Raw genomic sequence first — 12,425 nt, 5'->3', positions numbered from 1 at the left:
ATTTCTAGAAAATTGCAATACTGTATTCAGTAAAAACTTTACTATTTTTTATGGCTCTTAAAGAGCGATTATCTACGTGGATAGCTGTATCATGAAATTTTTGTATTTTTTGAACATTTTTTTAATAGTGTTTGAACTACCTTCCTTACTTTAAGGATGAAACTATGAATTTATGAGCATATGAATTTATGAATGTAAAAATTATGGACTTAAAATTATGGACTTAAAATTATGAACGTAAAAATTATGGACTTAAAATTATGAAACGTGACCTTGTGAAATTAAGAAACTACAAATTACAAAACTCAGATTTCTTCTAAGTTATTAAATAAAATTACATTTCAGGCAAATAATGCTCCAATACTATTTTCTATAGAAAAGTTTTAATATCTATACAGCATATTAACTGTATATAAAAAATGGGGGTGATGGTAGTGGCACAATCAAATAAACTTGTAAAATATCTAGTCCTCGGTGTTTTCGTTGGAATGTTACTGGTTTATCTTAAGTTTAAGAAAGTAAATATTGAAAAATAAGTCCCAAAGGGACTTTATCTATACCTTTTTTATACTGAAAAACTTTATTTTTCTTAAAAAGATTTTAACGCATAACAAGTAATGCCATCGAAAAATAAATAAGCAAGATATGTAATTTTGCAAAAGCTACCTGAATAGTTGCAAGCAACGTTTTAGCCATAGCAAGTAGTGTGCTAGGAAAATAAGCTACGTTTTTGGATAAGCTACGTTTTTGGTGGTCTTTACCATATCAACTGTTAACTATAAATACTATTTTTTTCTCTATGGTACTCTACAAATAGAAGCCAGGGCTCAAATATAAAGACCTAAATCATAAATTATATAATATGATTTCAATACATCCCATAATTAAAATAATTTATATAGTTTTAACATATTTTATTTAACATATTTTGTTTAATCTTTCCACTAATATGGAATTCTGTTGTGAGTTGAGAGAAATAAGGTGCGTAACTGCATTAAACTATAACTTAATTCACTGGAAAAATTGAGGTAGTTTAGGGTATGAAAAGATACGATGTAATTGTTGTTGGGGCAGGCATAAGTGGGCTTCTTGCAGCGCTTACGCTTTCAAAGCATGGAAAAAAAGTCCTTGTTCTTGAAAAAAGACGAAATCTAGGTGGGAACTGCAACAGCTACATGGTAGATGGCTATCAGGTAGATACAGGAGCACACGCAATTACCCATCTGATTGAGGGGCCTCTGAAGAGATTAATGGATAACTATTTTGATTTTTTACCTATGTTTGAGGACTATGGGCATTACTATATTCGGACTGAAAATACTTTTGTCAAAATTCCTTCCAACCTGAAAGATTTCGTGACTTTTGATGTGCTTCCAAGAAAGGACAGGGTATTGCTTTCCCAGACCCTTACAAAAGCCTTTACCCTTTCTTCATTCGGAATAGACCTGTCCAGCCAGTCAGTATATGATTTTCTGCCAAAAAGTCTTTCAAAGGAGACCTACGACTTTGTGGATACTATATCAGCTTTTCTCTCTGGCAGGTCAATGAAGGAAACCTCTGCTCAGCGTGTTCTGTCAGGAAGCAGTTTTGTCAGGGACAGCATCACCCAGGAACAGTTTGACGCAATGATCGGAAGACTAGAACCAAAAAAATCCCAATCTACAGAGTCTATCCTTGCCTCAATTCTTCCATATCACCTCCACGCTTCCCTTCAGGCCAGGATGACAAAGGTCACCCAGCCTTTTACTTCCCTTGAAAGGCTTGCAACAAATAATGTAAACTATTCTCAGGGCTATCCCAGAAAGGGCCTAAAAGCTCTACTCAACGCCATTCTTTACTCCCTTCCGGAAACTGTTGAAATCAAAAATGAATGTGAGGTTAAATCCATCCTTGTACAGGACGGAAAGGTTTCAGGCGTGGAAGCCGATGAAATTTATATCTCTGACCTTGTTATCTACACGGGTTTTGCAACCGAGCTTCCCAGGCTTATAAAAGATCTCCCTAAAGAATATAAGACAAATTTGGAAAGTATAGTCCATAGTAAAAGCTTGACCATCTGGCTTGGACTGGAAAAAGAGTTTCCCAATTTTAATTACACAGGCTCAGAGATCTGGTTCAAGGATTTCGCCTACTGGGCAACTCCTATAAGTAACTATGACCCTTCGCTTGCTCCAAAGGATAAACAGCTTATTGGATTTTCCTTCGTAATTGATGAAAATAAAAGCGAAAAACAGGAGACAAAAAAGGCCTATGATACGATTTTCCGTGCTCATCCAAACATCGAGAATTATATCGATATGCAGCATGAACAGATAATGGTTCCGGAAAAAGCTGCAGTCACGATTAACGGGCAATTTGCAGATATTCGAACCCCTGTTCGAAACCTCTATGTAGCGGGCACCGATACTGACAAGCGCAGTATGGGAATTACCCGGGCTGCATATTCGATTATTGAGCTCCTGAAGATTCTTAACGAGGATGGAAATCTTCATTAAAGTATCTGCTTTGTGTTTAGGCAGAAAAACAGTATTCTGATTAATACCTTAATGATAGATCAATGGTTTTAAGAATTAATGATAGATCAATGGTTTTAAGAATAGATCAATGGTTTATCAAAATTTTCTGTTTCTGAAAGTAAGCTTATATTTAATCCAGTTGATTTCAGGACTGTCAGCAGGCAAACAGCGTTGAGACAAAAAGAGCAGGAAAACATAGTAATTAACGATGGTAATCTATGATAGTAAAAACATTGGAGTTAATTTCCCGTTTTACGATGGTGCTGATTATATTGAGTGCCATCCCTTCAGGGGCTTTTGCTTCAGACAACGCAACCCTGACAGACTCGATGTATTTGATTTATGATCCTGGATCTTGTCCTTCAGATGATATAAGCGAAGAAAATTTCACTGAAGTTCAGGCAGACATGCTTGATTCAATCAGTAAGAGAATTACTGAACTCCAAACTCTCTATAGTGAGATAAGTGAGGTTTCAACCGCATCTTATCTCCAGAAGGCTTTGTCTAGGAAAAGGCAGAAAAATGAGGGTATTGAAAATGACGGAAGGAATATGGAACCTGATGAAATGCCAACAGAGCCCGACGAAGTGCATGGATTTTGTCATATCCTGCTTGAAAATATAACTGATGAAAATTTCGCTGAAGTTCAGGATGTTATCCTTGATTCCCTCCAGAATATGACTGAGAAGGCCGAAGCTGCGCAAACAAGGCTTACGGAAGCCGGTGAGAGTAGCAAAGCTGAAGAGCTCAACGAGAAGATTACTGAGATTCGAGATATGTATACCAAGGTGAGCGAAGCTTCCACTGCAGCAGAACTCAAGGAGGTCCTATTAACCCATGAGCAGGCAAAGGCACTTGATTCTGTTGAGGAGAATATAGGGCTTCTTAAAGCCAGAATTAACGAAAGTGGAAACGCGAGTGATAAACAGCTCAACAGCAGAATTACTGAACTTACGGCCCTGATAGAAGATATCGAAGGGGCCAAGTCTTTTGACGAACTGAAGAAAATAATGCACTCAGCCAGAGATACCGCAATGTAAAACATAAAACGCATACTGACGATTCTGTGCAATAAAAGTCTGCGGTCTTATTGACCGTCCTGGCCAAATTCAGGATAACTTAACTGAGAATAACACAAACAGCATAACACAAACAGCAGCATTGAAATTTAACGCAAAAGCCTCAACCTATCGAAGAACTGTAACTTGCCGAAAAGGGAAATATTCTCCCTGAACGTAACTCTGGAAAATCAACCCTCCTGATATAAGTTCGGCACATTTATCTCTGAATCAATCTATTTGACCGCAACCGTTGAACCGTTACGATGTTGATCTCGTCGTTGCTAATATTTTCGCTCAAGCCTTTTTTAAAAGGGTTGTTCCACAACCATTGCGCCGTTTGATCACGCCTACTATGTCGTTACTGGAGTTTTCGCTCAAGCCTTTTTTTAAAAGGCTTGCAGTCAAGCAGTTTTTTTAAAAGGCTTGCAGACAAGCGGTTTTTTTAAAAGGCTTGCAGACAAACCTTTTTTGAAAAATCATGTTACCACGCAGATAGCTTTTTCCGGGAAAAGCAGCGGGTTTTAGTATTTCAACTTCAACTTCATCCCGCAGAAAGGACAGAAGTTGGGGGTAGTGGTAAGATTCAGGTTTCTGGAACAATATGGACAGGTCAGTCCAATCCCTTTTTCTTTCTTGTAACTTGCGTTTTGGTGAGCTCTGGACTCTTTTGTTTCTTCAACAGAAATTGAAAGTTCAAGCTCTTTTAGAGAATTCATATTGCAGATATCACCTGAGAAATTTGAAGTTTCAGTCCAAACTTCAGAATCATTATCTGTCAAACAACTCCTAAGAACAGGCTTTACTCCATGGATTTCTGTATCCGCAGGAGCGATTACCGGTGAGGAACTGGATTTATTAATTTTTTCAAGAGCTTTCAATGCAGCCCTTCGCACGCAGGCATCTGTACTTTCAGTAGCCCTGACAAGCCCTGAAACTGCCTCTAGGGTACCAATTTTCTCAAGTGAGCAAATTACGACTTTTTGCATCGAGGTATCAGAATTCTCAAGAATGTCTAACAATTTCGGAACAGCTTGCTGCGCTTTGAGATCCCCAAGCGTGGAAGCCGCAGCTTCTCTCACTGCTGCCTTAGTGTCATCAAGGGCTCTTAAAAGGCCTGAAATAGCTTCAGTAGTGCCTGCTCTTCCAAGGCCCAGAACTGCTGATTCCCTGACCGAACTATCAGGGTCGTTAAGAGCTTTAACCAGTCCTTCTATGGCTTCAGGGGCTCCACTTTTTCCAAGAGCACAGGTAATTGCCTTCCTTACTGAGTTTTCATATATATCAAAAGCTTTAACCAGTCCCCGTGCCGCTTCCGGAGAACCTATATCTCCCAGGGCATCTGCAGCGCGGCTTCTCAAATACCAGTCGGGATCATCCAGGGCTCTCAAAAGCCCTGAAACTGCTTCAGGCGTTCCTATCTTCCAAAGAGTTTCAATTGAAACTTTTCTCACATCCCTGCTCGAAGCTCCGAGCGTCTTGACAAGCACAGGCACTGAATTTGACACGCTTACAATTTTGCAAAGCGTTTCGGACGCAGTTTCCTGTACAGGTTGTCTTGGGTCCCTGAGGATTTCCATTAGCTCGTCAAGCACATCCGATTTGCCCCTTTTTCCCAGGGTTTCGGCAGCTTGCTGCCTTGTTTTGTTATCCGAATTTTCAATTGCCTTTACCAGACAAAAAGCAGCTTCATAAGTGTCGATTTTCCCAAGTGCTATTATTGAAATCCTTCTCAGCGAATAATCCGGATAAGCCAGGGCTTTCTCAAGGCCGTAAATTGCATCTCTTGAACCTATCCTCATCAAGGATTTCACCGCTTCCTTCTGGACAAACCTGTCCTTGTCTCCGAATCCTTTCATAATGCCTGAGATAGCTTCAGGTGTGCCTATTTTTTCAAGTGAAGCAATTGCAGTCTTTTTAACCGGACTATCAGGATCATTAAGCGCCTTTATAAGACCAGGGACAACCTCCGGTATATTGAAGTTTCCCAATGCTTCTGCAGCGGCAACTCTTACCTTCGGACTTGAGTCATCCAGTGCTCCAATCAGTGCAGGTAAAGCATAAGAGTCCCCTAGCTTTCCAAGTTTTTCGGCAGCAGTTGCCCGGTTTCCCGCAAAGACCGAGCGTTCCAACTTTTTAATAAAATTATTTATGTTGTTCTCCATTTTCCTTCTATCCCCCATTAGTGTAAAGCTTATCAGGACCCGCCACAATATAAAAAACATTTTATTGTATACAGCCCAACAGACTGAAAATAAATATGGTGTCTTTCAATCTTTTAATTCTAAAATTGGCACTTTTAATTCCTGATTTTCTAGCCTGATGCGTATACAATTCTTACATAACTGACCCAATCTGTTTAAACGAGCCTGAAAAATTGCAAATGCCCATCTTTACACTATTAAACTCAGCCCTAAACAGTCTGTGTTTTTAAATATATTACATTCAAAGATATATGAAGTTTTAGATTGCTAATATAAATAATATGTAAATTCGGTTACCTTGCGTTTTGTCCGTTCGTTTTCTGGTTACGAGTAAATTTTTAAAACCTACGTTTAAAAAGAAAGTATAGATTTGGAGTTGAAAAAAGAAATGTAATATGGAAAATGAAACAAATTGAAAAAAGAAAGATAGGTAAGAAAGTTTGCCGAGAAAAATCAGTAAAATTAGGACGTAAGCAAAGATATGACATTTTTGAATTTATTGCCGTTTCTGGGCACAATTCCATAATCTAGTGATTTTTCTTATTGTTACTTCCTTAAACCTACATTTTTTCTTTGCTAACTACCTCAAAAAGCTGCAATAATCTTGAAAAACAGATTCTTTGGCATTTTTGCCAAAGAATCTTTTTATTCATTTGATCTTTTTACGACTCAGTATCAAAATCCAGTGATGAACATAAAATAAAAAATCACTAGACATCACTAGATTTTGAAATTGGTTATAATCCTTGAGATACAACTTTGGGGTTGAAGTCTTTAGATGTCAAATATTGATTTTGATGAAAACCGGATTATTCTTGCGAATTCAGATTTTCAATCCAGAAATGCAGAAATCACTAGATTTTGAAACAGAGCCCGTTTCTGTTGAACAAAATTTCACAGAAAACGAACATGATATTCTTTGAATAACATGCACAACCAATGAAGTGCTATACAAATGACAGTATTTTCATGCTAAATATTTATAACTTCGAATCCTGGTTACAGAATTCTTTCCAAAAATAAAATTACCCCATTTTTATTTTTTATCTTTTTTTAAATAAAAATAGAAATGTCTATATATTTTATAACCTTCCTACTGTCAATGGAGGACCTTTATGAGATTCAACAAGCAGACCTTTACAATACTTATTCTATCTCTTTCACTGGCCCTTTTAGGAAGCGGATGTATCTCCGAAGGTGAAGGAGCAGAGGGAAATGTCACACAGGGAATAACCGAGAGCGAGTTTTCTAATATCAGGGAAAATCCGGTAACACCATGGAATCCCGTACCTGTAGCACCCGTCATTGATCCCACAGCTTTTATTGATCCCCAGGCTTCAGTAATAGGAAACGTGACAATAGGTGCCAGTGTTATGGTTTCCCCAATGGCATCTATTCGGAGTGATGAAGGAATGCCAATTTTCGTAGGAGACAGGAGCAATGTACAGGACGGAGTTGTGCTTCATGCCCTTGAGACAATCGATGAGGAAGGTGAACCTGTAGAAAATAACATTGTTGAAGTTGGCGGCAAGAAATACGCAGTCTATATAGGAGAAAATGTTTCACTTGCCCACCAGGCCCAGGTTCATGGTCCAGCTTCTGTAGGCAACGATACTTTCATTGGTATGCAGGCTTTTGTTTTTAAGTCAAAGATAGGAAACAACTGCGTACTTGAACCAACGTCGGCAGCAATTGGTGTCACTGTTCCTGATGGTAGGTATATCCCAGCAGGTATGGTTGTCACTTCCCAGGCCGAAGCGGATAATCTGTCAGAAATTACTGACGATTATGCATATAAGCATACTAATGAAGCCGTAGTATATGTAAACGTCCATCTGGCCGAGGGATACAACAAAGCCTAATAAACAGAAACGGCTTACACAGCAGAGAATTAACTTAAATAAATAAAGCCAACTGATTAAAACCAAAAAGCTTATTTAATTTTATGTTTTGCCCGGTACTTCAGCCTTTATTCTTTCCGGGTAAAGCTTCTATTTCGCTTTCAGATTTCGTCCCCATATTGGTAAAAATAGAATTACTTTCCTAATTATACAAACTTTTCATATTCAACATATAGTTGTAATTATAAGTTATGATTAATAAATATAAATAAACATATTTTTCGACAAATTAGTAATTAATTATTTATATTCATACCGCTATCTTTTTTAAGTTAACGGTGATAATTTATGAAAATTGCATACAGGTACTTTTCTTTATTCTTAACGTTCGTACTTCTTACGTTACCTGCAGTGGCAGAACCAAGTATCGTATCCGACTACGGTGATTTTACGGAAGAATCGGGATGGGATGTAGCCCAGAATGTCTCACAGAACTATTTTGATTCCGATTTGAACATATCTTATGTCCCAAACGGAGAAATCGAAGGTTATGAAGAAGCTTATGCCAACAGCCCTGTAGAAAATATTACTTTTCTTACTAACAGCCCCGAATCAGAATTGTTTCCTGTATGGACTGCCGATGGAAATCATATCCTGTATACGGTTAAGAGGAATGGGTCCGATAATTTAGAATCGTATAAAATGAAAGCAAACGGAAGTGAAATAGAGCGAACAGGCATCGGAGAAGGAAACCTTTCCAGCTTTAGCGATGTAAATCCCAATGGAACAGAACTGCTTTCAACAAAATCAAATGGTTCCCAAACCGGCCTTTACCTTGTGAACTTGGAAAACGGAACCGTAACTCCGGTTGCGGACGATCTTGACAAATCTGAAAGCTGGGGCTCATGGTGCCGCCTCGGAAAAAAAATCGTATACACCCAGAAGTCCGGAGATGCTCCTTCCCAGCTCTGGATAGTTAATTGGGATGGAAGCAATAAGAAAAGGCTCGGTACTTCCGAAAATGTCGGAATGGGAAAAGACTGGTGCCCTCTTGGCCTGAAGATAATATACAGTGCTAATGATTCTAAAGAGAAACCCGACCTCTGGACAATAGAATGGTACGGCACAAACCAGACTCAGCTTACCGATACTCCATACGGGGAATGGGATCCCTCTTACAGCCCTGATGGAAAAAGAATTGTATATGTATCCGACGAAGGAGGAAAGCCTGAAATCTGGCTTCGTAATATCAAAGGAAGCTATAAGGTCATGCTTACAAATAATATCGGAGTAATCGACTCAACCCCTAGATGGAGTCCTGACGGCTCAAAAATAGTTTTTACGGTACATAAGATGCAGAATATTTTGGAAAATTCTACAGTAAATGGTTCGAGTTCTGTTTTACTTAATGGTTATATCAGTCATATGATTACGAATAACTCCACAATGACAAATAATTCTACATCAAAAAATAATTCTAAAATAGTAATAGGTACTGTAACATTTAACAGTCCAATAGTAAATACTTCTGCAGCAATGAATGATTCAATAGTGAATGATTCCGCAACAATGGATAACTCAACAACAAATAATTATGAAACAGTTAATAATTCTATAATAAAAATTTCAAATTTTACTTTAGGAAGTAGTTTTAATAATTCTACAATTAGTGGTTCAGATATTGTTGTTATAGAACTTGAACCTTTATTAAGCATTTTAGACTCTATTTCAGGAAATGGTTTAAATAATTCTACAATTTCAGGAAATGGTTTAAATAATTCTACAATTAGTGGCTTAGATACTGCTGTTATAGATCCTGGATCTACATCTTCAGCTTCCCCTATGTAAAATAATCATGGAAATCGAAGGCGTCGATGTCCGATCCTTCCGACTTTCCATGACTTTCCATTTTTGTTCTTTTTGTTCTTATACTTATGAACTACCAACGGCTAAAGCACGTTTGCTTCCTGCTTCACACCCCAGACTAACCTCAAATTTTGAAAAACTTTCATAGGTCATATGTCTATCAGTCCACATGCCCATCCCCACTTTTCTAGAGATGTCAGATTTTTTTTGAGCTACCTTTCAGCTCCATGAATAACCAGGCACTAATCCCGAACCCTGCCAGGAGACTATTCAACTAATTCAGTTTCCGTTGGCTTGGTTTTCGCATTAGAGAAATTAATATTATATGGGTATGAATGCAGAAAAACATTAACAGATAACGAAAATGAATATAGTTGACGGCTGTATCCCACGTATAAAGAGCGTGGGATTTAGCCTTTTACTGTCTTAAATCATTCATCCAGCCCTTTTCTTCCAAAAATGTAATTTGCAACCCTTATAGCATCTTTTTCTCCGGTTTCCTTTTCCGGGGAGTCGCTCAGTTTTACAACAGGAATGCCGTCAATACTGTGCAGCTTTATGACCATATTAAGAGGAGGGCTTTTCCTGAAGAAATCGGAGTTATTTGTAAGGCTTGTGCCTATACCGAAACTGCAGTTGATTTTACCTTCGCAATATTTTTTGAGTTGGATTGCGGTATCTGCATTGAGGGCATCACTGAAAACAAGTAACTTTTTCATGGGATCTATACCCATTTTCCGATAGTGTTCTATCACAGCGTCCACAAAATCATAAGGATCTCCACTGTCGTGCCTGAACCCATCGTAAGTTTTTGATAACCTCAGGTCCATATCCTTAAAAAAGGCTTTTGAGCCGAAAGTGTCCGTAAGGGCAATTCCCAGATCCCCGTTATAAACATCTATCCAGTTTTCAAAAGCAAAACGGTTTGCATACCTTAACCCTACAAGTGCTGAGGTACCCATAATCCATTCGTGCCCGACAGTCCCGATCGGTTTCAGGCCATATTTTTTTGCAAAATACACATTGCTTGTTCCTGTCAGGGTTTTTATTCCAGTAAGGGTTTTCATCACATGGTCGTGGAGTTCGGAACTTCTTCGCCTGCGAGTTCCAAATTCCGAAAAAAGGCAGTTGTTTTTCTCAAGGGCTTTTCCCATCTCAAGAATCTTATTTTCGTATGCAGTCAGTACGGATTCGGAAGTACAACCCCCTTGGGAATCTCCGTTCCACTCTTTTTCAATAGTTGTGAAATATAGTTCCGAAACCGTAGCCATAAGGACAATTTCCCAGAGAATCGTGCTGTGCCAGGGTCCTTTTATCCGAATGTCCAGATCTTTTTCTTCGGTAAGGCAGACTTTTACCTCACCAGGTTTGAAGCGGAAATTCTTAAGATATTCAAGGTACATAGGTTTCAGGTAAGGGCAATTCTCTGAAAGCCAGTTATATTCTTCTTCTGTTAATGCTAATTTTGAGATCTCTTCGCGTATAGTTCTTTCCAGTTCTTCTACAAACTCCGTAGTAAAGCGCTGGGAACCCCGGTTAGTAAACCGGTATTCAGCCTCAGCTTTAGGAAAAAGTTCAAGCACTGCAAGTTGCATGGTGAATTTATAAAGGTCGTTATCGAGTATGGATTTTATCACAGAAAGTCTTCCTGTAGCGTTTTAAATGTTTTTAAAGCAAATATCTTTTATTTAATCACACCTTTTGCTCCAGATATATAGCCGTTTTATTTTTAAAATTTCTGACACCTTGTGATAACTCCTGAAGGCAAAGTCAGGTTTTCGTTATTAACTATCTCAAAAACAAAGGTTAGCAAAATCCAATTTTCAAAAAATGAGATGTTTCTTCGAAAAATAAGATGTTTCTTCAAAAAATTGTAGGTTTCCGCTTAAAAGTGTAGTTTTTATATATTTCTTGGAAAAAATATCACTAATTCTGTTAAAAAATATTTGGAAAGTTTTTGAATTGTACTTTATACTGAAGATATAGTAAAACAAAAGTAATCGGGATCACAATTTTATATCTTGCTCACATCTGCCATTCTTTGTATTTGTATAGATAAGCACTGTTGTATACAGCTATGTACAGGTTTAATAATTTATTTCTTGGTTAAATGAATAATGAAATCAAATATGAACTTAAAGAGGTATTCATTTTAGTTACATATTTTTAAGTTGGAGATTCAAAAGTACCCTTTGTAAAAACTAGAAAGTTTCAAAAAAATCTGAATATTTTAAGTTAGTACATGTAATCGGTTGTACTTGGAAAGATGTTCTCTATCAATGTAATGTACATAGATTTCTACTTGAGTTCATACCAAAATTGGTTTTCTGAATCTCGAATTTTGAAAGATCAATAAGGTTTTGGAATTAGCTCCTTTGTGCTTATTCCTCTCCCATTTCTCTTCTAAATTCTATGTAATCTCTCTCGACTTCTTCGAGTTCGTATTCCATTTTATCCCTTCTTTTTGTGGTTCTTCATGCAGATTTCTTATCCATAAATCATGATCGAATCAAGCCTTGCAGTACCTACTTTTGTCCAGTATTTGCAAATGCTACAGTACTGGATCTTGCCATCTGAGTGTAATTTCAAATTAGCGTGGCATTTTGGACATGTTTTTAGATGTTTCATGAATAAAACCCCTTAAATTTTAAAGAAGAATCAGCGATTCCTGGAAAATCCTTTATTGAGAAATGATATCCCATTCCTCAACTCCAGCATATAGTAATAGCATAAATTATATTAAATAAATGATATCAAAAATTATATCAAAACAAAAAATTGCTTGGCGTAAAAAATTTCAAATTCATTACAGCTTTTTTTAAAGTAGGACTAAGGCACTTAAACCGAAAAACAATAACATTAAGCTGTTATATGTCTAATTAAGTTATTATATATCTAATTTATATCTAATTAAGTTATTATATATCTAATTAAGTTGTT

General features: G+C 37.4%; 7 protein-coding genes. 4 read left to right on the top strand and 3 right to left on the bottom strand.

The features are described from left to right. Positions 1-1,040: 1,040 nt before the first annotated feature. Complete coding sequence (locus MSBRW_RS09130) at positions 1,041-2,495, top strand: phytoene desaturase family protein (protein WP_011307951.1); 1,455 nt, start codon at positions 1,041-1,043, stop codon at positions 2,493-2,495. 239 nt (positions 2,496-2,734) lie between these two features. Further along, entirely contained in the window at positions 2,735-3,556 is an 822-nt protein-coding gene (locus tag MSBRW_RS09125; RefSeq protein ID WP_011307952.1) for a hypothetical protein, read from the top strand. Positions 3,557-4,098: 542 nt separating this feature from the next. On the opposite strand, the gene MSBRW_RS09120 is transcribed toward MSBRW_RS09125, so the two are convergent. Beyond that, entirely contained in the window at positions 4,099-5,739 is a 1,641-nt protein-coding gene (locus tag MSBRW_RS09120; RefSeq protein WP_011307953.1) for a HEAT repeat domain-containing protein, read from the bottom strand. A 1,154-nt stretch (positions 5,740-6,893) separates the two neighbouring features. Between MSBRW_RS09120 and MSBRW_RS09115 the strand changes: the two genes are divergently transcribed. Together MSBRW_RS09115 and MSBRW_RS09110 are read left to right on the top strand one after the other, a co-directional pair. Beyond that, positions 6,894-7,640, top strand: a complete 747-nt coding sequence (locus tag MSBRW_RS09115) for a carbonic anhydrase (RefSeq protein WP_011307954.1) — start codon at positions 6,894-6,896, stop codon at positions 7,638-7,640. Positions 7,641-7,967: 327 nt separating this feature from the next. Next, complete coding sequence (locus tag MSBRW_RS09110; protein ID WP_011307955.1) at positions 7,968-9,467, top strand: TolB family protein; 1,500 nt, start codon at positions 7,968-7,970, stop codon at positions 9,465-9,467. Positions 9,468-9,916: 449 nt separating this feature from the next. Here the strand turns inward: MSBRW_RS09110 and pncB are convergent, their stop codons facing one another. Together pncB and MSBRW_RS22940 are read right to left on the bottom strand one after the other, a co-directional pair. Further along, a complete protein-coding gene (pncB, locus tag MSBRW_RS09105; RefSeq protein WP_011307956.1) occupies positions 9,917-11,122 on the bottom strand; it encodes a nicotinate phosphoribosyltransferase in 1,206 nt (401 codons plus the stop codon). Between the two features lie 850 nt (positions 11,123-11,972). Further along, on the bottom strand, positions 11,973-12,113 hold the full coding sequence (locus MSBRW_RS22940) for a hypothetical protein (protein ID WP_196298036.1): 141 nt from the start codon (positions 12,111-12,113) through the stop codon (positions 11,973-11,975). Positions 12,114-12,425: the final 312 nt, after the last annotated feature.

Source organism: Methanosarcina barkeri str. Wiesmoor, assembly GCF_000969985.1.
In the GTDB taxonomy this organism is placed as follows: domain Archaea; phylum Halobacteriota; class Methanosarcinia; order Methanosarcinales; family Methanosarcinaceae; genus Methanosarcina; species Methanosarcina barkeri_B.
Note: the sequence above shows the minus strand (reverse complement) of the source record. Positions and strands in the feature narration are given on the sequence as shown.